The sequence below is a fragment of the Flavobacteriales bacterium genome, assembly GCA_020435415.1.
Lineage (GTDB): Bacteria > Bacteroidota > Bacteroidia > JACJYZ01 > JACJYZ01 > JACJYZ01.
On sequence record JAGQZQ010000052.1, the window covers coordinates 1 to 23,173 of the forward strand.

20 protein-coding genes are annotated in these 23,173 nt (G+C 47.8%); 16 read left to right on the top strand and 4 right to left on the bottom strand.

Translation table 11 applies throughout. The annotated features are described in order from the left end of the window. Positions 1 to 431 precede the first annotated feature (431 nt). Genes KDD36_09460 through ilvA form a run of 6 tightly spaced genes read left to right on the top strand, consistent with a single transcriptional unit; the run spans position 432 to position 7,675 of the window. A complete protein-coding gene (locus KDD36_09460; GenBank protein MCB0396869.1) occupies positions 432 to 1,322 on the top strand; it encodes a branched-chain amino acid transaminase in 891 nt (296 codons plus the stop codon). A 1-nt stretch (position 1,323) separates the two neighbouring features. Next, positions 1,324 to 3,003: a dihydroxy-acid dehydratase gene (ilvD, locus tag KDD36_09465; protein MCB0396870.1), complete on the top strand. Its 1,680-nt coding sequence runs from the start codon at positions 1,324 to 1,326 to the stop codon at positions 3,001 to 3,003. 16 nt (positions 3,004 to 3,019) lie between these two features. Then, positions 3,020 to 4,756, top strand: coding sequence for a biosynthetic-type acetolactate synthase large subunit (gene ilvB, locus KDD36_09470; protein MCB0396871.1), 1,737 nt, complete (start codon positions 3,020 to 3,022; stop codon positions 4,754 to 4,756). A gap of 6 nt (positions 4,757 to 4,762) precedes the next feature. Further along, complete coding sequence (gene ilvN, locus KDD36_09475; GenBank protein ID MCB0396872.1) at positions 4,763 to 5,293, top strand: acetolactate synthase small subunit; 531 nt, start codon at positions 4,763 to 4,765, stop codon at positions 5,291 to 5,293. 53 nt (positions 5,294 to 5,346) lie between these two features. Further along, positions 5,347 to 6,396 carry a ketol-acid reductoisomerase gene (gene ilvC, locus KDD36_09480; protein ID MCB0396873.1) on the top strand — a complete coding sequence of 350 codons (1,050 nt, stop codon included), beginning with the start codon at positions 5,347 to 5,349 and terminating at the stop codon, positions 6,394 to 6,396. 4 nt (positions 6,397 to 6,400) lie between these two features. After that, positions 6,401 to 7,675: a threonine ammonia-lyase gene (gene ilvA, locus KDD36_09485; GenBank protein ID MCB0396874.1), complete on the top strand. Its 1,275-nt coding sequence runs from the start codon at positions 6,401 to 6,403 to the stop codon at positions 7,673 to 7,675. Between the two features lie 33 nt (positions 7,676 to 7,708). Here ilvA and KDD36_09490 read toward each other — a convergent pair whose 3' ends face one another. The 3 genes from KDD36_09490 to fsa form a co-directional block, all read right to left on the bottom strand. Continuing rightward, complete coding sequence (locus KDD36_09490) at positions 7,709 to 7,942, bottom strand: hypothetical protein (protein MCB0396875.1); 234 nt, start codon at positions 7,940 to 7,942, stop codon at positions 7,709 to 7,711. Between the two features lie 122 nt (positions 7,943 to 8,064). After that, entirely contained in the window at positions 8,065 to 8,685 is a 621-nt protein-coding gene (locus tag KDD36_09495; protein MCB0396876.1) for a threonylcarbamoyl-AMP synthase, read from the bottom strand. A 21-nt stretch (positions 8,686 to 8,706) separates the two neighbouring features. Then, the gene (fsa, locus tag KDD36_09500) at positions 8,707 to 9,381 is read right to left on the bottom strand and encodes a fructose-6-phosphate aldolase (GenBank protein MCB0396877.1); all 675 of its coding nucleotides are present in this window, start codon (positions 9,379 to 9,381) and stop codon (positions 8,707 to 8,709) included. 320 nt (positions 9,382 to 9,701) lie between these two features. Here fsa and KDD36_09505 point away from each other — a divergent pair, with 320 nt between their 5' ends. From KDD36_09505 to bshC, 6 genes are all read left to right on the top strand, one after another. Beyond that, on the top strand, positions 9,702 to 12,068 hold the full coding sequence (locus KDD36_09505) for a choice-of-anchor B family protein (protein MCB0396878.1): 2,367 nt from the start codon (positions 9,702 to 9,704) through the stop codon (positions 12,066 to 12,068). Between the two features lie 99 nt (positions 12,069 to 12,167). Further along, positions 12,168 to 12,350, top strand: a complete 183-nt coding sequence (rpmG, locus tag KDD36_09510; protein MCB0396879.1) for a 50S ribosomal protein L33 — start codon at positions 12,168 to 12,170, stop codon at positions 12,348 to 12,350. Between the two features lie 6 nt (positions 12,351 to 12,356). After that, on the top strand, positions 12,357 to 12,536 hold the full coding sequence (locus KDD36_09515; protein ID MCB0396880.1) for a DUF4295 domain-containing protein: 180 nt from the start codon (positions 12,357 to 12,359) through the stop codon (positions 12,534 to 12,536). 84 nt (positions 12,537 to 12,620) lie between these two features. Continuing rightward, entirely contained in the window at positions 12,621 to 13,574 is a 954-nt protein-coding gene (gene ftsY, locus KDD36_09520; protein ID MCB0396881.1) for a signal recognition particle-docking protein FtsY, read from the top strand. 6 nt (positions 13,575 to 13,580) lie between these two features. Continuing rightward, on the top strand, positions 13,581 to 14,897 hold the full coding sequence (gene rimO / locus KDD36_09525) for a 30S ribosomal protein S12 methylthiotransferase RimO (GenBank protein ID MCB0396882.1): 1,317 nt from the start codon (positions 13,581 to 13,583) through the stop codon (positions 14,895 to 14,897). A gap of 47 nt (positions 14,898 to 14,944) precedes the next feature. Then, on the top strand, positions 14,945 to 16,555 hold the full coding sequence (gene bshC / locus KDD36_09530; GenBank protein MCB0396883.1) for a bacillithiol biosynthesis cysteine-adding enzyme BshC: 1,611 nt from the start codon (positions 14,945 to 14,947) through the stop codon (positions 16,553 to 16,555). Here the strand turns inward: bshC and KDD36_09535 are convergent. Beyond that, on the bottom strand, positions 16,550 to 17,224 hold the full coding sequence (locus KDD36_09535) for a hypothetical protein (protein MCB0396884.1): 675 nt from the start codon (positions 17,222 to 17,224) through the stop codon (positions 16,550 to 16,552). The two genes, bshC and KDD36_09535, sit on opposite strands and share 6 nt — an antisense overlap. Positions 17,225 to 17,331: 107 nt before the next feature. On the opposite strand from KDD36_09535, the gene fabG reads away from it, so the two are divergent. The 4 genes from fabG to KDD36_09555 all read left to right on the top strand — a co-directional run bounded on the left by fabG (position 17,332) and on the right by KDD36_09555 (position 23,107). After that, positions 17,332 to 18,078: a 3-oxoacyl-[acyl-carrier-protein] reductase gene (gene fabG / locus KDD36_09540; GenBank protein ID MCB0396885.1), complete on the top strand. Its 747-nt coding sequence runs from the start codon at positions 17,332 to 17,334 to the stop codon at positions 18,076 to 18,078. A gap of 76 nt (positions 18,079 to 18,154) precedes the next feature. Continuing rightward, entirely contained in the window at positions 18,155 to 20,281 is a 2,127-nt protein-coding gene (locus KDD36_09545; GenBank protein ID MCB0396886.1) for a hypothetical protein, read from the top strand. 140 nt (positions 20,282 to 20,421) lie between these two features. Continuing rightward, entirely contained in the window at positions 20,422 to 21,126 is a 705-nt protein-coding gene (locus tag KDD36_09550) for a DUF547 domain-containing protein (protein MCB0396887.1), read from the top strand. Next, positions 21,119 to 23,107 (top strand): thioredoxin domain-containing protein, encoded by a 1,989-nt coding sequence (locus KDD36_09555; protein ID MCB0396888.1) that lies wholly within the window; start codon positions 21,119 to 21,121, stop codon positions 23,105 to 23,107. Before KDD36_09550 ends, KDD36_09555 begins: the two co-directional genes overlap by 8 nt. Positions 23,108 to 23,173: the final 66 nt, after the last annotated feature.

Below are 23,173 nucleotides of genomic sequence, written 5' to 3' on the forward strand. Positions count from 1 at the left end.
ATCGGCAGAGGGAAAACGAAGGCACTTTCTGGAGCATATTTTCGAAAAAACCGAACGGCTGGAACCACCTTTTCAATATTCTAATGCATAATCTGGGTTCATGTACATTTGTATCCAACAGTTGCCAAAAGCACTTATGAAACTGAACAACATCATTATTCTCATCGTAGTCATTAGCGTGGTCATTATTACCTCGCCTGCAATGAGAATGGTGTAACAGCAGATACAATATAGATCGAAAGGGCCATTCTCAGCAGAGTGGCCCTTTTTATTTGAATACAATCTAAAAATAGGAACAGAGCCTTTTAAATAAAGGAGACAAATCGTTAAATATGTGTTTTGAATATCGTAAAGTTGATTTTTTTAAAATATCCCGGGGAAATTCCTGGAAATACCTTTGTAATTAAGTTGAAAATAAATTCGGATCAACTATGTATTATACGGAAGATACCATCCTGTTTTATGACGGATCATTCGTAAAGGCGTCCGACACACGCGCCAGCCTTTTCAGTCAGTCTTTGCACTATGGCAACGGTGCGTTTGAGGGAATACGTTCCTACCAAACCTCTGCCGGCCCACATATATTTAAGGCCGCGGCGCATTTTCATCGGCTTTTGTATAGCGCCGGAAAGATGCACCTGCAATGTCCTTATTCCGTAAATGAGTTGATCGAAATCGCTTATGAACTCATCAGAAAAAACAATTTAAAGGATGCTTACATCCGTCCACTGGTATTTGCCGGCGAGAACATGAGCCTGACACCAGCTTCTGACAGTCACATTATGATGGGAACATGGCACTGGGGAAGATACCTTGGAGACACACTTTCCAGGGTTATGATTTCTTCATATGAAAGGCCCAATCCCAAATCTTGTCATGTAGAAGCCAAGGTGTGCGGGCACTATGTAAATTCCATACTTGCCACCCAGGAAGCAAAAGCAAACAATTTTGACGAAGCGCTTTTGCTGGACAATAGGGGATTGGTCGCCGAAGGTTCCGGAGCCAACATCTTTTTCGAAAAGGACGGTCACCTGATCACCCCTTCCAAAGGCAATATACTTCCAGGCATCACAAGAACAACCGTATTTGAAATATGCAGGGAGTTACATATACCTGTTCAGGAAAAGGAAATTCTGCCTGAAGAGGCCAAGCAGGCTGATAGCGCATTCTTTGTGGGAACAGCTGCTGAAATCGCAGGCATACTATCTCTGGACGACACTATATACCCTTTGGAATGGAAGGACTCACTTGGGTTCCTTATCTCCAATAAGTATCGTCAAATGGTTACTCACTCAGAAAAAATTATCCCAGATTCCGTTTAAAATGTCAAAAGAATTAAACAAGTACAGTAGCGTCCTTACCCAGGACAGCACCCAGCCTGCCGCTCAGGCCATGCTTCATGCCATCGGACTTACCGATGATGATCTTGCCAAAGCTCAAATAGGTATAGCCAGCACAGGGTATGAAGGAAACCCCTGCAATATGCACTTGAATGACCTGGCAAAGCATGTAAAGACAGGTACCGGGGAAGCAGATCTGATCGGTCTGATATTTCACACCATCGGCGTAAGCGATGGTATTTCAATGGGAACGCCAGGTATGCGTTACTCCCTTCCTTCCCGGGACATTATCGCCGATTCCATGGAAACCGTGGTAGGAGCCATGGGCTACGACGCATTGGTTGCCGTGGTCGGGTGTGATAAAAATATGCCGGGCTCTGTCATGGCCATGTGCCGACTGAACCGTCCCGCTGTGATGGTTTATGGTGGGACCATCGCTCCCGGTTGCTACAAGGACCGCAAACTTGATGTGGTTTCCGCTTTTGAGGCCCTCGGTGAGAAACTGGCAGGCCAACTTGATGATAAAGACTTTAAAGGCATCATCGCCAATGCCTGCCCGGGCGCCGGTGCATGTGGCGGCATGTACACAGCCAATACAATGGCAAGCGCCATCGAAGCTCTTGGTTTGAGCCTACCTTACAGCTCATCCAATCCCGCAACATCCGACGAAAAGATCAAAGAGTGCGTGGCCGCTGGTAAAGCCATGCGCCTTCTGCTTGAAAAAGACATCAAACCCTCTGATATTGTAAATAAGAAATCATTTGAAAACGCCATAACAACCGTGATGGCTCTCGGCGGATCCACCAATGCGGTGTTACATTTTCTTGCCATCGCACATGCTGCGGGGTTGAAGTGGGGACTTGATGATTTTCAACGGATCAGCGACAAGACCCCATTCATCGCAGACCTGAAACCCAGTGGACGGTTCCTCATGGAAGACCTTCACCTGGTTGGTGGTGTGCCGGCTGTCATGAAGTTGCTTCTCAAAGAAGGCATGCTTCATGGCGATTGTATGACCGTTACCGGAAAAACCATTGCAGAAAACCTTGAAAATCTGCCTGACCTGACCGAAGGGCAAAAAGTGATTGTCCCCATGGATCAACCCATTAAGAAAACAGGACACATTCAGATACTTTTCGGAAACCTAGCCACCGGCGGTGCTGTTGCAAAGATCACCGGAAAAGAAGGATTGCGATTTGAAGGGAAGGCAAAAGTCTTTAACAGTGAGTACGAAGCCAATGACGGTATTTTGAACGGACAGGTCAAAAAGGGTGATGTGGTGGTTATACGCTATGAAGGTCCTAAAGGCGGCCCTGGTATGCCTGAAATGCTGAAGCCTACCTCTGCAATCATGGGCGCGGGTCTTGGTAAAGACGTAGCGCTGATCACCGATGGACGTTTTTCGGGAGGTACCCACGGTTTTGTTGTAGGACACATCACGCCGGAAGCAGCCGTAGGCGGCGCCATAGGGCTATTGGAGGATGGCGACACCATTGTCATTGATGCGGACACCAACGAACTGAGTGTAAAACTAAGTGACACCGAACTCCAAAAGAGAAAAGAAAAGTGGAATGCACCCAAACCAACCCATAAACAGGGAATATTATTTAAGTACGCCAAATCGGTTTCTACAGCCTCCGAAGGCTGCGTGACCGATCTTTAATAAAAGCACCATCACCATGACACTGACACAAACCAAAGATAAGCCAGCACAAGAATTGAAAAAGACGACCATGACAGGATCTGAGGCGGTAATCCATAGCCTGTTGCAAGAAGGCGTGGACACCATTTTCGGATATCCCGGTGGAGCCATCATGCCCATCTACGACGCCTTGTATGATTTTCAGGACAAGATCAATCACGTCCTGGTAAGGCACGAACAGGGTGCTACGCATGCAGCTCAGGGTTATGCCAGGGTCACCGGAAAAGTGGGCGTCTGCTTTGCAACGTCCGGTCCGGGCGCCACCAACCTGATCACCGGTATTGCCGATGCACAGATTGATTCAACACCCATGGTATGCATTACCGGCCAAGTCCCATCTTCCTTGCTTGGATCAGATGCTTTTCAGGAAACAGATGTGATCGGGATATCAATGCCTGTTACCAAATGGAACTTTCAGGTCACCAAACCGGAGGAGATAGCAGATGCACTCGCAAAAGCATTTTACATCGTCCGAAGCGGACGTCCCGGACCGGTGGTGGTGGATATCACGAAAGACGCCCAGTTCGGATCGGTTGACTTTACCTATACGCCTTGCAACCGCGTCAGAAGTTATGTGCCTGTCCCTAAAATCAAGGAAGGTGCATTGAAGGCAGCAGCCGAATTATTGAACGGAGCTAAAAAGCCTTACATCCTGGCAGGTCATGGGGTGCTGATCTCCGGAGGAACTGATGCGCTCGTACAACTGGCAGAGAAAGCCGGAATACCGGTAGCTTCTACCTTGCTAGGTCTCTCCGCATTTCCCCCGGACCATCCGCTTTATGTTGGCATGCTTGGAATGCATGGCAATTACGGCCCCAACATCCTCACCCAGGCATGCGATGTTCTGATTGCCGTGGGAATGAGGTTTGATGACCGGGTAACAGGAAAACTTGACACATATGCACGCCAGGCAAAGGTGATACACATCGAGATAGACCCCGCGGAGGTAGACAAAAACGTGAAGGCAGATGTAGCCCTGATGGGTGACGCCAAAGCGGTTCTGGAGCAATGGCTGCCGATGGTGAATAAAAATGAACACGCAGACTGGGTCAATGAATTCAGAAAGTGTGACGCAATAGAAGAGGAGAAGGTAGTACGCGAGGCCCTCAATCCTGACGGAGAGGAGCTTAAAATGTCCGAAGTGGTAAACCTGATCTCAGAAAAAACCGCCGGAGAAGCCGTAGTTGTTACAGACGTTGGTCAGCACCAAATGATCGGCGCCAGATACTACAAGTTCCGCAAACCGGATAGCAATGTTACCTCGGGAGGCTTGGGAACAATGGGCTTTGCACTTCCTGCGGCACTGGGAGCTAAGATCGGCAGACCCGACCGGGAAGTGATCGCCATTATTGGCGATGGCGGATTCCAGATGACATTGCAGGAAATGGCCACCATCTTCCAAACCAAGGCGGCAGTGAAAGTGGTCATACTCAACAACAACTTCCTGGGAATGGTTCGTCAATGGCAACAGTTGTTCTTCGACAGGAGATACTCTTTCACAGAAATGACCAACCCTGATTTTGTAAGTCTGTCAAAAGGATTTGGCATAGAAGCCAGCAGAGTATCCGAACGAGATGCCCTGGGCAGCGCCATCGATACCATGTTACAGCATGACGGGCCCTATCTGCTTGAAGTAATGGTGGAGAAGGAAGACAACGTATTTCCAATGGTACCGGCGGGAGCCAGCCTGGATGAAATCAAACTAGAAAAGTAACCAATCATGAATAAGGAATTTACCATATCCGTATATACCGAGAATTTTGCCGGGCTGTTAAATCAGATCACCATCATCTTTAACCGCCGCAAGGTAAATATCGAAAGCCTGACTGTATCCGAATCTGAGGTCAAAGGGATACATCGCTTTACCATTGTCGTCGTTGCTGAGAAGGATCAGGTAGAACGCATCGTGAAACAAATTGAGAAAGTGGTGGAGGTATTCCGGGCCTTCGTTCACGAAACAGATGAGATCATTCATCAGGAAATCGCGTTATACAAAGTTCCAACCAAAAGCTTGTCGAACGGCAAGGATCTTGAAAAGATGATCCGGGATAACAACGCCCGCATTCTAACTGTAGAACCCGATTTCATGGTGATTGAAAAAACCGGCCACAAGTCAGAAACACAAGCATTATATGAAGCCCTATCCGAATACGGCATCTTACAGTTCGTTCGATCCGGACGGGTTTCTGTTTCAAGACCCATTATGGCACTGAGTGCCTATTTAAGGGAGCTTGACGAAGCATATGATTAACCAATTCAATTCGAAGTTATATCGTTTTATTAATCCATAAATACCATAAGAAAATGGCAAAAATCAATTTTGGCGGAGTAGAAGAAAACGTAGTCACAAGAGAGGAATTCCCTCTGGAAAAGGCACAGGAAGTGCTGAAGGACGAAGTTGTGGCCGTGATAGGCTACGGCGTACAAGGTCCCGGTCAATCCCTGAACCTCAAAGACAACGGATTCAACGTCATTGTAGGACAACGGAAAGATTCCAAAACCTGGCAGAAGGCAGTCGCCGATGGTTGGGTGGAAGGCAAGGATTTGTTTGACATCGAAGAGGCTTGTGAAAAAGCCACCATCATACAGTACCTGTTGTCGGATGCCGGCCAGATCGCTTTATGGCCTACCGTTAAGAAACATCTGACTCCCGGAAAGGCACTTTACTTTTCACATGGCTTCGGTGTTACCTACCACGAACAAACAGGCATCATTCCTCCAAAAGATGTGGACGTGATCCTTGTTGCCCCTAAAGGTTCTGGTACATCCCTTCGCCGCTTGTTTCTCGAGGGCAAGGGACTTAACTCAAGTTATGCCATCTATCAGGATGCTACCGGAAAAGCAAAAGACCGTGTCGTTTCACTAGGCATAGGTGTAGGTTCCGGCTACCTGTTCGAAACAGACTTCAAAAAAGAAGTGTTCAGCGACCTTACCGGAGAAAGAGGCATCCTCATGGGCGCACTGGCCGGTGTATTCGAAGCGCAGTATAATGTGCTTCGTAAAAACGGGCACTCTCCTTCGGAAGCGTTCAATGAAACTGTCGAAGAACTCACACAAAGTCTCATGCCCCTCGTTGCCGAGAACGGAATGGACTGGATGTATGCCAATACGTCTACCACCGCACAGCGTGGTGCATTGGACTGGAGACATAAATTCAGAGAAGCTGTTACTCCTGTATTCGATGAACTATACAACAGCGTCTCCTCAGGTAATGAAGCTAAAGTGGTCATCGAAGCCAACAAAAAAACTGATTACCGCGACAAGCTGGCGGAAGAACTTAAGGAGCTTCACGAATCCGAAATGTGGCAAGCCGGAGCTCAGGTTCGTAAGCTGAGACCGGAGCGACAATCATAATTTTATGTCACAAACAAAAACGCAAGTTAAGCCGGAACTGATCTCTCTTGAACAAGTTCGGGAGGCACAGTTCCGGCTGAACAGCGTGGTTATGCATTCTCCATTGATGCTGAACCACAACCTGTCTGAACGCTACCAGTGCAAGGTGTTCCTGAAAAGAGAAGACCTTCAGGTGGTAAGGTCATACAAGATTCGCGGAGCGTACAACAAAATGGCGTGCATGTCCAAATCCGAATTGCAAAACGGGATTGTCTGCGCCAGTGCCGGAAACCATGCGCAGGGTGTTGCATATGCGTGCCAGAAGTTAGGTGTGGATGGGATCATCTTCATGCCAACACCGACACCTAGACAAAAAATTCGGCAGGTGAAGATGTTCGGCAAGGACAGGATCGAGGTTAGATTGATCGGTGACACTTATGATGATTCCCAGCGTGAAGCCCTCTTGTTTGCTGAAAAGGAGAACAAATCCTTCATTCACCCATTCAATGATGAAAATGTCATTATCGGGCAGGCAACCGTGGGAATGGAAATTATGGAAGATGCACAGGAACCCATCGATTACCTTTTTCTGCCGGTAGGCGGAGGAGGGCTGGCTGCCGGGGTAGGAAGCGTGTTTCGTCAATTAAGCCCGAAAACAACGGTTGTGGGAATCGAACCGGAAGGTGCTCCTTCCATGAAGGCGTCCCTTGACAGGGGTGAGTTGGTTAAACTTGACCGCATCGAACGATTTGTGGATGGCGCGGCCGTTAAACAGGTAGGGGATAAGACCTTCAGCATATGCCAGGATGTATTGGATGAAATGATCACCATCCACGAAGGGCTGATCTGCTCAACAATACTTCGTCTTTACAATGAAGAGGCGATTGTGGTGGAACCTGCCGGCGCCATGTCAATAGCCGCTTTGGAACTTTTCGCCGATAAGATCAAGGGCAAAACGGTGGTATGTGTGGTAAGCGGAAGCAACAACGACATTACGCGTACAGAGGAGATCAGGGAAAGGTCATTGCTTTACGAAAAACTGAAGCACTATTTCATCATCAGGTTCCCGCAACGATCAGGCGCCCTCAGAGAGTTTGTCACTGAAGTCATGGGACCAGGTGATGATATCACGCATTTCGAATACTCCAAGAAGAATAGCAGAGAAAAGGGGCCGGCGCTCATTGGTATTGAATTACAACGACCGGAGGATTTTGAACCGCTTATTCAGCGGATGAAGGACAAGAACTTCATTTATGAATACATCAATGATCGACCGGATCTATTCCGGTACTTGATATAAAACAATGTATATCGCTGATTAACAACAAACAAATCAAGCAAAAAGGCCATCCGTGTTAACCCAGGCTTTCTTGTGAAAAATGCGAAATATACTGCTCAGGGCTTCCCGGCTGTGTTCCAATATCCATCCCTGAACACCATCGTCCCAGCGACATCCATTGATCTGTTTTAATTCTTCCCTGGTCGTATCATCAGGATGGCAAGCGAGCTTCACATACTTCTTACCTTCTATGTAATACGCCTCTAAATTCACGTAATGTTGACTCATAACTTATCTTCACCTCCATAAGTTGTTAGAATGAATGCATATCCGTATTGGTTGACTTTACGTGAAGGATGAGAAAAGGTGTCAGTGAATCGACGAAATAACGGGAACGCCCTACTGAACGTCTACAGAATATCTTCTAACCGTCCTATACCCTGACGTACCACTTCATAGGTTCCATTGGAGCAATCCACCACTGTTGACGCACGGTTCTGGCCGAAGCCGGCATCTATGACAATATCCACCTTGTCTTTAAATTTCTGGTGGATTTCATAAGGGTCGGTCGTATAGTCGATGATCTCATCATCGTCATGAACAGAAGTGGTAACGATTGGTCGCCCCAATTCCTGTACGATCGTCCTTGGAATCAGATGATCGGGGATACGGATGCCGATGGTCTTCTTTTTATTCTTGAAGTGTTTTGGGAGGTTACTTCCTGCCTGAAGGATAAATGTAAAAGGCCCTGGAAGCGCACGTTTCATGACCTTGAAGGTGACGTTATCCACATGCCTCGTGTACGAAGACAGATGGCTCAGGTCGTAACAGATAATTGAGAACTGCGCCTTGTCTGGCTTGATATTCTTCAATTGTGCCACCTTCTGAAAAGCCTTGGCATTGGAAACATCACAACCCATGCCATATACCGTATCAGTTGGATAGATGATTGTACCCCCGTCATCCAGACATTCACAAACGATCTTGACCTTGCGTGTATCCGGGGTGTCTGGGTGAATTTCGAGCAGCATGTAGTGCGAGTTTTCCTTGTCTTAAACCGATGATGATGCTTTTTCCAATCCTTTGCGGTGGTCCGACAGAAACTTCTCCAGTCCGATATCGGTCAACGGATGCTTAAGCAGTCCCAATATCACATTGGCAGGGCAGGTTGCCACGTCTGCGCCTGCTTCCGCACATTGGATCAAGTGCATGGTATGACGGATGGATGCAGCCAGAACTTCAGTCGGATAACCATAATTGTTATAGATGTGAACAATTTGCTGAATCAACTCTACACCATCTGTGGCCACATCATCCAGTCTTCCGATAAACGGAGACACATAGGTTGCGCCTGCTTTGGCGGCTAACAATGCCTGGCCAGCAGAAAACACCAGGGTGCAATTTGTACGAATGTTATGATCGGAAAAATATTTGATGGCTTTGACCCCATCCCTGATCATCGGCACTTTCACTACAATCTGAGGATGCAATGCCGCCAGCTTTTCACCTTCTTCAACCATGCCTTTGAAATCAGTGGAGATCACCTCGGCACTGACATCTCCCGTCACCGCTTCACAAATATCCAGGTAGTGCTTCGTAACCCTCTCTTCACCACTTATACCTTCCTTTGCCATCAGTGATGGATTGGTGGTTACGCCATCAAGTATACCCAGGTCTTGCGCCTCTCTGATCTCATTCAGGTTCGCAGTGTCAATAAAAAACTTCATAGAATCATATTTTACTTAGGAGAAGCCTAAACATCCTGATTTTCAGCATGTGTTATGCGCCTTTTCAAAAAGCTAAAATAGAAAGGGCAGGCCGATTAATGAAAAAAAGAAATTAACATTCGGACCAACGACGACTGTATTTCAGGGAATCTTCCATTGATCAGCAACAACGACACCCCCGTCTTACCTTTGACTCATTTGGTAGACAGAAGGGTCAGGAAGCAAGTCTAACCATTTGATTATTGACATATTTCTTGCGATATTGCTAATAACGTACTCCCCAGGCGGCATCTTATTTTCATTCTAAAGCGTAGCAGTTTATGAAACATTTACTTACGGTAGCCATACTATGGCTGGGTTGTTCTGTATCCTTTGCCCAGCAAAGCAAAAACATGAATCTTCTCGGAAAACTGACCTACAGTCAGAACCTGAGCGATATCTGGGGGTATGCAGATGGCGGGAAAGAATATGCACTGGTGGGTGTAAGAAATGGTGTTTCCATTGTTGATATTACCGATCCGGCCAATCCCAATGAACTCTATTTCGCATCCGGAGCCAGTTCAACCTGGAGAGATCTGAAAACCTGGAACAAGCATGCCTACATCACAAACGAGACAGGAGATGGTCTTACGATCATCGACCTGAGCAATCTCCCTTCAGTTAGTCCGGCGCCAAAGGTGATCAAAGACACCACTCATTTTAAGAAAGCACATAATCTCTACATAGATGAAAACGGGTTCTGCTATGTGTTCGGATCGAACAAGGGAGGAGGAGGCGCCCTCATTCTGGACCTGAACAATGACCCCGAAGCGCCTACATACGCCGGAAACTTCGGAACATATTACCTCCATGATGGCATGGTCCGTGGAGATACGCTTTGGGGATCCGCCATCTACGGCGGCTACTTTTCCGTGATCGATGTGTCTGATAAAGCGAATCCCGTAGAGCTGGCCACACAACAAACACCCGGAGCTTTTGCTCACAATGCATGGATATCCGACAACAATCGCTACCTATTTACCACTGATGAGATATCAAACGCGTTTATCGGTGCATTTGATGTCTCCGATCTATCCAACATCAAAATGGTGGACAAGGTCCAATCTAACCCCGGCAGCAACACAACGGTGCACAACACCCACTTCATCAATAATTACATTGTAACCTCTTACTATCACGACGGCACCACCATTCACGATGTCAGCAGGCCTAACAATACGATCGAGGTTGGCCATTACGACTCGGCTCCTCAATCAGGCGGTGGTTACAATGGCGCCTGGGGAGCTTATCCCTGGCTACCCAGTGGCAATATCATAGAATCAAACGTAAGCGAAGGCTTGTTTATATACGGCCCGAACTATGTAAGGGGATGCTACCTCGAAGGTAGCGTCAAGGATACCATCACCAAAGCGCCAATCCCTTCGGCCGATGTAGATATTGTCAGCTCCGGCATTGTAAAAGTAACGGGCATCACCGGCACATATGCAACGGGTACCGCTGACTCCGGCACGTATGACGTTACCTTTTCACACCCGGCCTACTTTTCCAAAACCGTTAAAGGCGTGCACCTCGTCAATGGCGTGGTTACCAATCTACACGTCGAACTCGTACCTAAAAGGTACTTCACCTTTAGCGGACAGGTAACCGAACTGAGCTCCGGCAACCCGATTCCAGGTGCAGATGTGAAGATCGCCAACCAGGACTTTGTTTTTGATACCGTTACCGATGCATCAGGTAATTTCACCGTCAACAATCTGGTTTATGGTACATATAACATCATTGCCGGAAAATGGGGCTACGTGAATGAATGCGTGAATCAGTTCTGTGATTCTACCAACAACAACGTATCACTGGCTTTACCCGACGGCATCTACGACGATTTTACTTTCGATAATAACTGGACGGTAAGCGGAAATGCCACCACCGGTATATGGGAAATCGGAGAGCCGCAGGGAACGACCAACGGCAACGACGAAGCCAATCCTGACCTGGATGTACAAAATGACTGTTATAACCAGGCATACATTACCGGGAACGGCGGAGGAAGTGCAGGCAGCGATGATGTGGATAACGGCTCAACACATTTAAGATCACCTGTTATTGACGGGTTGTCCATCAATGATCCATTTCTGTTATACCATTACTGGTTCTACAATGGCAGTGGAAGCGGAACGCCCAATGACAGCATGATCGTTAGCGTATACAATGGTACGGACACCAAGGTCCTCGACATTATCACGGTCGATTCCACCATGAGTGCATGGGTACCACGAGGATTCAGATTATCCGACGCAATCACACTGACCTCGACCATGCAGTTTATTTTTACCGTAAGCGATTCCGCCGGAGGTGGTGGTCATATCGTGGAAGGAGCATTGGATCTTTTTCGGGTGATCGACAGCGTGGATGTAGGAACATATGTGCCGTCGGCTGTAAAAGCCAATCTTCGCATATTCCCGAACCCAAGTCACGGGTCCTTTAACCTGATATACCAGTCAAACCACTATACGTCAGGAGATATGATCACGCTGCGGATTGCAGATATGACCGGCAGGGTGATTGAAGAGCGATCGTATAACACCTTAAATATTCAAAATGACATCCGTCTTTCGCCGGGTGTTTACATGATATCGGTACTTGAGGGTGAGAGGGCAATGGCACATGAACGATTGATTGTTACAGAATAGCCATCCACAAAGGCTTTCAGACAAACAATGCTATTTACGATAGACACATAGGATTTTCAGAGTAAAATATATATCTTTGCGCCTCTAATTTTTGAGACCATGGCCAAGAAAGGAAACAGGGTTCAGGTGATTCTTGAATGTACCGAGCAGAAAAACAGCGGCGTACCGGGCACATCACGCTACATCACCACCAAGAACAAAAAGAATACGCCGGACAGAATCGAGTTGAAGAAATTCAATCCGATGCTGAAGAAAATGACCGTACATAAGGAAATTAAGTAAGAACTCATGGCAAAGAAAACCGTTGCAACGCTGAAATCAGGTCAGGGTAAAGATTTTACCCGGGTGATAAAAATGGTAAAATCACCAAAGACCGGCGCATATTCCTTTCGCGAGGAAGTGGTTCACAACGACCATATCAATGACTTTCTGAAAGGAAAAGGTGACACCGAACAAAAAGAAGGATAATCTTTTTTCAATAAATTGAACTGAAAAAGCTTTCTTCCAGAGAAGAAGGCTTTTTTCATTTACCATCCAACTCCCAACGCCACCATGTTTGGTCTCTTCTCAAAGGATAAAAAGAAATCACTGGATCAGGGTCTTTCCAAAACCAAGGAAAATCTGTTTACCAAAATATCCAAGGCTGTTGCCGGAAGATCCAGGGTAGATGCCGAAGTGCTCGATGAGCTGGAAGCCATCCTGATATCTTCCGACGTAGGTGTGGCCACCACCCTGAAAATTATCGAAAGGATCGAGAGCCGTGTATCCCGCGACAAGTACCTGAACACATCAGAACTGAACAACATCCTGAGGGAGGAAATTCAATCCCTGCTTGCAGAACATGAGAACGAGGGTAGCCGCACCTTCGACAGCGCCTTACCACACCGCCCTTATGTGATCATGGTGGTAGGGGTGAATGGCGTAGGAAAAACCACCACCATCGGTAAACTCGCATGGCAATTCCAACAGGCCGGCAAGCAGGTGGTGCTTGGCGCGGCAGATACTTTCAGGGCTGCCGCAGTGGATCAGCTCAAAATATGGTCAGAACGGATTGGCGTACCCGTTGTCAGTCAGGGAATGGGTGCCGATCCGGCCTCTGTGGCATTTGATACGGTCCAGTCAGGCGTATCAAAAGACGCAGATGTGGTGATCATTGATACAGCCGGCCGACTGCATAATAAAGTCAACCTCATGAACGAGCTGTCCAAGATCCGAAAGGTGATGGAAAAAGTGATACCCGAAGCACCTCATGAAGTATTGCTTGTTCTCGATGCATCCACCGGGCAGAATGCCATTGAACAGGCCCGGCAATTTACCGCTGCCACCCAGGTAAACGCACTGGCACTCACAAAGCTTGACGGCACCGCCAAAGGGGGTGTGGTCATTGGCATATCAGACCAGTTTCAGGTCCCGGTAAAGTATATCGGTATCGGAGAAAAGAAGGAAGACCTGCAGGCTTTTGATAGCAAAGCATTTGTCGCATCCCTCTTCGAACAAAATCCTTAACGTTTTATGAAAGCCAAGCCGCCGGGAAAAAGGATTCAGGTGATTACCATGGGTTGCTCCAAAAACACCTACGACTCCGAGGTGTTAATGGGTCAGCTTAAAGCGGCCAAACTGGATGTTTCCCATGACGAGGCCTTCGACCAGGCAGGCACCGTGATCATCAACACCTGCGGATTCATAGAAAATGCCAAGCAGGAATCCATCGATACCATCCTGAATATGGCTGAAGCCAAAAAGCAGGGCAAGGTACGCAGGGTGCTGGTCACAGGATGTTTATCCGAGCGCTACAAAGATGATCTTCGCAAAGAAATTCCGGAAATAGATGATTGGTTCGGAACACACGACTTGCCACAATTGCTGAAAAGCATTGGGGTGAATTACCGGCAGGAACTGATAGGTGAACGCCAGCTAACTACCCCGTCTCACTTCGCTTATCTGAAAATATCTGAGGGTTGCGACCGGAAATGTTCCTTTTGCGCCATCCCCCAAATGCGCGGCAAGCACGTTTCAAGGCCCATGGACGATCTTGTGAAAGAAGCTGCTCATCTGGCTTCTCAAGGTGTCCGGGAGTTGGTGTTGATCGCCCAGGACCTGACATACTATGGTCTTGATCTTTATAAAAAAAGAAACCTCGCTGAACTGCTGGAGAACCTTGCAGGCGTTACAGGCATTGACTGGATCCGTTTGCACTATGCATTCCCCACAGGATTTCCCATGGATGTGCTGGATACGATGAACAAGCACGAAAACATCTGCAACTACCTGGACATACCACTGCAACACGCCAGCGACCCCATTTTAAAAGCTATGCGCCGCGGAACCACGATGGAAAAGACCACGCGCCTGATCGAGACATTCAGGGAAAAAGTTCCCGGCATCGCATTACGCACCACGCTTATCGCAGGTTTTCCCGGCGAGACGGAGGAGGATTTCCAACAAATGAAAGACTGGGTGGCAGATATGCGTTTCGATCGCCTCGGAATTTTTACATACTCCCATGAAGAAGACACCCATGCTTACAAACTGGACGACAACATCCCCCAGGAGGTGAAGGAAGCCCGTGTGGAGGAGATCATGGAAGTACAACGGGAAATATCACATCAAAACAACCAGGCTAAGATCGGTCGAACATTAAAGGTATTGATCGACAGGGCAGAGGGCGACTACTTTATTGGTCGAACGGAATTTGACAGCCCGGAGGTGGATAACGAGGTGATCATTCACGCACCCGGCCAATACGCCCGAATCGGAGATTTTGCTATGGTTAAGATAAATGAAGCCGGGGAATATGACCTTTACGGCACCATTGTCCAACCCGCCTGACGTAATAGAAGCATTTGCCTTCGGTGCATTTGGTATATTTGCACTGAATGAATCACCACCACATTTCAATCGCTGAAACGGATAACCCTACACCGCTGGTCAGGGACTATATATCCAACAGTCCACAGCTGCAACCTTTTTACAATTACCGCCCGGATATGGACGGCCTGCGTCAGGCGGCTTCGGACATCAGCAATCGCAGCTTCGAACGCACCTTGCTGGTCGAAGCGATACAGGCCCAGTATGATGAATCAGGAATCCAACCAAGTCATGCCGTAAAAAAGCATCTGGACGAATTGATGCATCCTTCCAGCCTGACCGTCACCACTGGCCACCAGCTTTGCCTGATGGGGGGACCGCTCTACTTTATCTATAAGATCACCAGCGCCATCCAACTCGCCCATCAACTGCGGGAAGATCTGAAAGTTCCGGTCATACCGGTATTCTGGATGGCCACAGAAGATCATGATTTCGAAGAGATCAGATCCTTTCACCTGTTTGGGAAAACCCTCACATGGGAGACCGACGCACACGGCCCGGTAGGAAGGCTTAAACTGAATGGTATCAACGCTGTTTTGGATGAGCTCACCACCACCCTGGGTGATCAAGCCAATGGAATTGCATTAAAGGAAATATTCAGCAGCGCCTTAACCAGATCTGATAATATGGCCCAATTCACAAGGCATTGGGTTCATTCCCTGTTTAAAGATCAAGGCCTGGTGATTCTGGATGCAGACCATCCTTCCCTGAAAAATCAGTTCAGCCGGATCATGGCAGAGGATGCAACAACCAGTATAAGCCTGAAGCTTGTTGAACAAACCTCGGAAACACTGAGTAAATACTACAAGCTTCAGGTAACGCCGCGGCCTGTAAATCTGTTTTACATAGGAGAGGGAGACCGCGAACGGGTGCTTGCTCCGGAAGAAACCGGAGCAGCCAATTATTCTGCCGGCAAACACCATCCATCACTTACAGCCAATGAATTGGCAGAAATGATCCGTCAGCAACCGGAGAACTTCAGCCCGAATGTGATCCTGCGACCATTGTATCAACAGGTGATTCTTCCCAACATTGCGTATGTGGGCGGTGGAGCAGAGGTGGCCTACTGGATGCAGTTAAAGAGCGTATTCGACCATTGTGATGTGTTTTTTCCTGCACTGATCCTCCGGGATTCCGCATGGTGGATTGATTCCGGCGCAGCTGCGAAACTTGAAAAACTTGGCCTCGTATGGAATGACCTCCTGAAGGAGGAATCGACACTCATCAAAACGTGGCTTGAGAAGAACGCGGAAACGGAAGTAGACTACAGCAAAGCAAAAAACGCCATTCTGGAAATCTTTGATAAGATCGCTGAAGATACAAAGCAAATTGACCAGAGCCTGGAAAAAGCGGTAGGGGCAGAGGGACAAAAGGCCATGAAGATACTGGAGGGTGTCGAGTCACGGATACAAAAGGCGGCCAAAAAGAAATATGAAACCTCTTTGAAGCAGATCGAACAGCTCCGAAGAAAACTTTACCCGGAAGGACAATGGCAGGAAAGACATGATAACTTCATTCCGCTTTATCTGAAACTCGGCCCGGAAATGATCCCGATGATGCTGAAAGACTTCAACCCTCTTTCACACACCCTCAAGGTTTGGGTGGGGGATCATTTATAGGCGGGTAGACAGGCCTAAGACCAAACCCACGGAAGCTGCATTGGTGCGTTGGTAATCCGGATAGGTTGATGGATCACTCAGGTCCACACCCAGGCCGTCTGTCCCTTTCATATCAAATACCCCCATAGACCCCCGCAGTCCGATGTTGAGAATCAGATAATGACTGATCAATCCGATATCTGCACCAAAGCCCACGACCGGCGCCAGATTAGCCGAAGCCCAGTCTTCCGTCGTGATTCCATTATTGGCAAGATAGGGGAACAGGTTGTTTTCATGGGAAGCACTGCGCACAATGGAATACTGTACCCCAATCTCGAAATAACCGATGCCGGGTTTGACTGCACGGAACATGAGCGGAATCTCATAAGTGCTCAAAAGGTTTTCCGATTCGTACTTCACACCACCGCTGGTCGTGCCGGTATAACGCTGAATGGTCCGGTTCAGGTGAAATTCCCCGGCGAGCTCGGTATGATCTGTTAAAAGGAAGCCAGCCATCACCCCTGCAGAATGACCGAAACTCACGGCGTAGGTCTGCTCACTGCCCTGATTATTGATATTCTTGTTGATAAGCCAGTTGGAGTTCAGTGTTCCCCTGACACCAATTTCAATGGTTTGAGCCTGTGAGGCAAAGTTGAAAGCAAGCAAAACAAAAAAAACCGGAAGAGCCATGTGTAAAAACCCACTCCGGATTGACTTTCTATTGTGAGACATTTTCTTATATATTTGTCGCCAGTACGAAATTAGTGACATTCAGAAATATTTTCAACGTAGCACCCATGAAATTGCTTGAAGGAAAAGTGGCGCTGATAACAGGCGGATCCCGTGGAATTGGAAGAACCATAGCTGAGTCCTTTGCCGACCATGGGGCTATTGTAGCTTTCACCTATCTATCTTCGGAAGAAAAGGCACTCGCCCTTGAAGCTTCCCTGAAAGAACGTGGCCCGAATGCCAAAGCGTATCATTCCGATGCTTCAAATTTTAAGGCAGCGGAAAAACTGATCGACGATGTTGTGAATGAATTCGGCACAATCCACGTAGTGGTTAACAATGCGGGCATTACCAGGGATGGTCTGCTCATGCGGATGTCAGAGGAGAATTGGGATGCCGTGATCAATACCAACCTGAAGTCGGTCTTTAATATTACCAAGGCTGTTCAGAGGCCCATGCTGAAACAACGCCAGGGATCCATTATCAACATGAGTTCTGTTGTGGGGATCGAAGGCAATGGCGGCCAATCAAACTACGCGGCATCCAAAGCGGGTATTCATGGTTTCACAAAATCCATCGCCCAGGAACTGGGATCGCGCAATATCCGCTGCAATGCCATTGCACCCGGCTTCATTGAAACTGAAATGACCGGCGAACTGGATCCCGAAGTGATCAAAGCGTGGCTTACCGACATTCCAATGGGGCGTGGCGGAACCACTGCGGAGATTGCCAATGCCGCATTATTTCTCGCATCGGATATGTCGTCATACGTCACCGGTCAGGTTTTGAGCGTATGCGGTGGCATGCATACCTGATTCCCTATCTTTGCGTTATGAACATGTCCTCAGGAATTGATCAATCGTTATTCCTGCCGGCTAAGCTTTGCCTGCTTTGAACATTAACATCGTTACGGAATATCCGGGATGGTTTCTCATCTTTTGCATACTGGCAGGTATGGCGTATGCCTGGGCATTGTATCGTAAGGAAAAGAGACTGGAAGATGCGCCACGGTGGATGCTTTGGCTGTTTCCCATAGCCCGTTTCCTTACCGTTACCATCTTATGTTTCTTCCTGCTTGGTCCTTTGATCAAAAATATTCATGAATCCAGGGAACGACCCATTGTGGTGATGGTAATGGATAATTCCTCATCGCTTACGATGACTGTTGATTCAGCCTACTACAACCAGACCTTTTTACCCGCTTATAGAAAAGTTGCTGATGACCTGGCCAGTGACTATGACGTGCGCACGTTTATTTTTGATGATCAGGCGCGGGAGGGACTGAACCCTACATTCAAAGGGGTTCAGACAGATATGTCCGAACTCTTTCGTGAACTGGATGATCGGTTTGATCACCGTAATGTGGGTGCGGTGGTTATCGCTTCTGACGGTCTTGTGAATAAGGGCATGAATCCGCTATACTCAGGTCGACGCCTGCATGCACCGATGTACACGGTTGCTTTAGGCGATACCATTACCAGAAAGGACCTTCTGATAAAAAAAGTAAACTTCAACCACCTTGCTTTCTTCGGCAATGACTTCCCCCTGGAAGTGGTGGTCATGGCACGTAAATGCAGCGGAGAATCTTTTCGCCTTACGATCACAAGGGATGGCAAGGAGTTGTTTGGCACCAACCTCAACGCTTCAAATGAGGAAACCACTATCCCGGTCACATTAACCTTACCGGCGGATCTGATCGGTGTGAATCATCTAAGATTAAAACTAACCAGCCTCAAAGATGAGATTACCTATGAAAACAATACCACCGATGTTTTCATAGATGTGATAGACAGCCGTCAGCGAATTCTGATCATCGGGCAGTCTCCGCACCCGGACATGGCAGCATTGAAGTCTTCTCTGGAAAAGAACGACCAGTATGAGGTATCCGTTCACCTCCTCAAAGACCTTGCCGGTGGCACAATGCTGATGGCAGGCAACATACCTGTTACCAAAGCCAGCCTGGTCATACTCCACAACCTTCCGTCTTCAACGCCCGATGCCGGTCGTATGAATACCCTGATTGATCAGGTGACGACCCAGGGAATCCCGCAATGGTATATTGTTGGCAACCAGACCAACGTGAATGCATTTAACAAATTGAACAAGGGCATTGAGATTGCGCCCAAAGGTCAGGATGGGACACAGGTCTCAGGTGAATGGTCATCTTCATTTTCCCTGTTCACTTCCGTGGATGCACTGATCTCCCGCATGAATATTTTTCCACCCTTAACTGCGCCATTCGGAGATTATGTAGCCACCGAACAAATTCACATTGCCATGCATCAAAGGGTAGGGAACGTGGTTACAAAAGTTCCGTTATTCTATTTCCATGAGGCCAATGACAACAAGGCAGCGGTGTTAACAGGTGAGGGGATATGGCGCTGGAGGCTGAGGGAGTTCGCTGAGTTTGGCGATCAATCCTTTTTTGATACCTGGATCAGTAAAACAGTCCAGTATCTTGCTGTAAAGAAAGATCGCAGTCTGTTCAGGGTCAAAAGCAAGCACCGGTTCAGTGAAAACGAATACATCACCCTTGACGCCGAACTATATAACAAGGCTTACGAACTGATCAACAATCCGGATGTTAAAATAGACATCAAGGGCCCGGATGAGAAAACATACTCCTATGTATTTTCAAGAACCAGCGACGCCTACCGGCTTAACGCCGGACTGCTCCCATCCGGGAAATACACCTATCATGCAAGGGTAAGCCATGCAGGCAAAACACATACGAGCGATGGCGTATTCACCATCACATCAGTGATGGCCGAGGGACTCCGAACCGAAGCAGACCATGGTCTGCTTTATGCCCTTGCCCGCGAAAGCGGTGGTGGGTTAATCGCCCCGGCGCAAGTGAGCAAGCTTCCGGATATGATCCGCAACAGGGATGATATCGCATCGGTTGTTATTCAGGACAAGAAACTGGATGACCTGATCAGTAAACCCTGGCTGCTGGCACTGATTATTCTACTACTCACCCTGGAGTGGTTTGCCAGAAAAAGAAGCGGTGTATACTAAAACTCCAAAAACGGCGCGTTTTTTGTAGATTATTTTCGCGAGGTGGTTGCCAGACCGCATCCGCTCAGACGCTGAAAGTTTATTTACACGTAGTCGTTTACATGAAATTACGCATCATCCCCTCGTTGCTATGCGCCGCCATGTTGCTGGTCAGTGCTTCATGGGGCACACAGCCTTCTGCTAATCCGCTGCCAACCCATAGCATGTGGGACGCACTGCTGAAGAAGTACGTCAGCGCCGAAGGAAAAGTGAATTACCAGGCATGGTTGCCACATATCGATCCGTTAAAAGATTACTTACGATACATTGCGGAAAATCCACCGACATCAACATGGTCGGATGATGAGCAAAAGGCGTACTGGATTAACGCCTATAATGCCTTTACCGTAAAACTTATCCTGGACAATTATCCGGTCAAATCCATTAATAACATCGGAACAACATCCTCCAAACCCTGGGATATCATGTTCATTGAGATCGGTGGACAAAAATATTCGCTTAACATGATAGAGCATGAAAAGTTAAGGAAGGCCTTCCACGATCCGCGCATTCACTTCGCCCTCAACTGTGCCTCCAAATCCTGCCCACCATTACTGAACGCCGCTTATACCGCTAATCAGCTTCATGCCCAGCTTGAAGAACAGACGCGTGCATTCATCAATGATAAAACGCAGAACCTTATCGGAACCGACAAGGCAACCATTTCAAAGATATTCAATTGGTATGCCGAAGACTTTGCCAGCTCCGGAGGGGTGGTTTCCTTTATCAACAAGTATACGGATGGTGGTCTGAAAGAAGGGGCAACCATTACATATCAGGACTACAACTGGAGCCTGAATGAGTAAACCAACTTCATTGTACACCAACGCCCTGATCGGTGAAAGCAGTCCATATCTGTTACAGCACGCCCACAACCCGGTTAACTGGCATCCATGGAGCAATACGATCCTTCAAACCGCACAACAGGAGGACCGGCTCATCATCATCAGCATAGGCTATGCCGCCTGTCACTGGTGTCATGTGATGGAGCACGAATCCTTTGAGAATGAACAGGTGGCCGGGGTCATGAACAGCCACTATGTTTCGATAAAAATTGACCGGGAAGAACGTCCCGACATCGACCAGGTATATATGGACGCTGTTCATCTCATGGGGCAGCAGGGCGGATGGCCGCTCAACGTGATTGCACTCCCGGACGGGCGCCCCATCTTTGCAGGCACCTATTTTCGCAAAGAAGATTGGATCAATGTTCTTCGCTTTTTCGTGAAAATGTATGAAGAGAAAAAAGAAGAACTGATTACAAGAGCACAGCAGGTGACGGATGGTTTACAGACCGGGAATATTAAATTCAACGTCACAAAGGAAACAGCACATTCTTCAAACGACCTCCATGCATTGTTTAAAAACTGGCTCCCATCGTTTGACAGAGAAAAAGGTGGAAGCTCCGGCGCCCCCAAGTTCCCTATGCCCGCCACATTGCTTTACCTGCTAAGGCATACCCGACATTCGGACTCACAGGAAACGGCAAAGAACATTCTGAAGACCACCCTGGATCATATGGCAGCAGGTGGGATATACGACCAGATCGGTGGTGGCTTCGCAAGATATTCCACGGATGAAGATTGGCTGGTGCCACACTTTGAAAAAATGCTGTACGACAATGCACAACTTATCAGTGTATATTCAGAAGCCTTCCTGCTCTTCAATGATGAGGAGTATGCACGGATCGTCAGGGAAACCATCGCATTTTGCAACCGGGAACTCCGATCATCCGAAGGCACCTGCTTTTCCTCGCTTGACGCCGATAGTGAAGGAGAGGAGGGCAGGTATTATGTCTGGACCACAGATGAACTGGAAAGCATACTAGGCAGCGACACACCTGAGTTCATCAAGCGATATCGTTGCACAACGGAAGGAAACTGGGAGCATGAAAAGAACATCCTGCACCTTGACCCTGCTGACCTTTCAAACAGCGCTTCCGATGAAAAATGGAAGAAACGTTTGCTTGAAGCCAGATCCACAAGGGCAAGACCCGGACTGGATGACAAAACGCTGACCTCCTGGAATGCACTTATGGCCAGGGGACTGGTTGACGCATACAAGGTTCTGAAAGAAGAATCCTACCTGCAACAAGCGATCACCCTGTGCGAATTCATTCACAATACCCAGTGGAATGGAGAACTGTTATTCAGAAATTATAAGAACGGAAAAAGTTCCATTCCCGGATTTCTTGATGACTATGCCCTGACCATTGATGCATGGGTGGCCCTCTACAAGGTAACACTGAATGAAGAATGGATACAACGGGCAAATGAATTGACAGAATATGTACTCATACATTTTGGTGATCACGAAAGTCCACTGCTTTACTACACATCAGATCTGGATCCCCCGCTGATAAACCGAAGCAAAGAAATCAGCGACAACGTGATCCCTGCCTCCAATTCGGTGATGGCCAAAAACCTTTACAACCTCGGACGGTATCTGGATAAGTATGAATGGCTGACCAGATCGGAAAGCATGCTGAACCAGGTGAAGGCACACGTGATACGCTACCCGGCCTATCATGCCAACTGGGCCGTGATATTGAACTGGTTTATCAACGAACCATTTGAAGTGGCCATTACCGGCAGCGACGCCATGGTTCATCTTGAAACAGCCTTCAAGCAACTTGATCCGGATACATTGCTAATGGGGACAAAGGATGGACAGTCGGACCTGCCCCTTCTTTCCGGGAAATTCAAAAAGGATCGCACACTGATCTATGCCTGCAAAAATAAAACATGCGGTGCACCTGTGGAGACGATTGGTGATTTGGTGATGTGATGATGTGATGATTTGGTGATGTGGTGATGTGGTGATGTGGTGATGTGATGATGTGATGATGTAGTG

Bases quoted from the DNA above. Each gene is read 5' to 3' on its own strand.
- rimO (MCB0396882.1), top strand. From the start codon at position 13,581: ATGAAAGCCAAGCCGCCGGGAAAAAGGATTCAGGTGATTACCATGGGT.
- fabG (MCB0396885.1), top strand. From the start codon at position 17,332: ATGAAATTGCTTGAAGGAAAAGTGGCGCTGATAACAGGCGGATCCCGT.
- ilvB (MCB0396871.1), top strand. From the start codon at position 3,020: ATGACACTGACACAAACCAAAGATAAGCCAGCACAAGAATTGAAAAAG.
- ftsY (MCB0396881.1), top strand. From the start codon at position 12,621: ATGTTTGGTCTCTTCTCAAAGGATAAAAAGAAATCACTGGATCAGGGT.
- KDD36_09495 (MCB0396876.1), bottom strand. From the start codon at position 8,685: ATGCTGCTCGAAATTCACCCAGACACCCCGGATACACGCAAGGTCAAG.
- ilvD (MCB0396870.1), top strand. From the start codon at position 1,324: ATGTCAAAAGAATTAAACAAGTACAGTAGCGTCCTTACCCAGGACAGC.
- ilvA (MCB0396874.1), top strand. From the start codon at position 6,401: ATGTCACAAACAAAAACGCAAGTTAAGCCGGAACTGATCTCTCTTGAA.
- KDD36_09515 (MCB0396880.1), top strand. From the start codon at position 12,357: ATGGCAAAGAAAACCGTTGCAACGCTGAAATCAGGTCAGGGTAAAGAT.
- ilvC (MCB0396873.1), top strand. From the start codon at position 5,347: ATGGCAAAAATCAATTTTGGCGGAGTAGAAGAAAACGTAGTCACAAGA.
- rpmG (MCB0396879.1), top strand. From the start codon at position 12,168: ATGGCCAAGAAAGGAAACAGGGTTCAGGTGATTCTTGAATGTACCGAG.
- KDD36_09490 (MCB0396875.1), bottom strand. From the start codon at position 7,942: ATGAGTCAACATTACGTGAATTTAGAGGCGTATTACATAGAAGGTAAG.
- ilvN (MCB0396872.1), top strand. From the start codon at position 4,763: ATGAATAAGGAATTTACCATATCCGTATATACCGAGAATTTTGCCGGG.
- KDD36_09535 (MCB0396884.1), bottom strand. From the start codon at position 17,224: ATGGCTCTTCCGGTTTTTTTTGTTTTGCTTGCTTTCAACTTTGCCTCA.
- KDD36_09555 (MCB0396888.1), top strand. From the start codon at position 21,119: ATGAGTAAACCAACTTCATTGTACACCAACGCCCTGATCGGTGAAAGC.
- KDD36_09460 (MCB0396869.1), top strand. From the start codon at position 432: ATGTATTATACGGAAGATACCATCCTGTTTTATGACGGATCATTCGTA.
- KDD36_09505 (MCB0396878.1), top strand. From the start codon at position 9,702: ATGAAACATTTACTTACGGTAGCCATACTATGGCTGGGTTGTTCTGTA.
- KDD36_09550 (MCB0396887.1), top strand. From the start codon at position 20,422: ATGTTGCTGGTCAGTGCTTCATGGGGCACACAGCCTTCTGCTAATCCG.
- bshC (MCB0396883.1), top strand. From the start codon at position 14,945: ATGAATCACCACCACATTTCAATCGCTGAAACGGATAACCCTACACCG.
- fsa (MCB0396877.1), bottom strand. From the start codon at position 9,381: ATGAAGTTTTTTATTGACACTGCGAACCTGAATGAGATCAGAGAGGCG.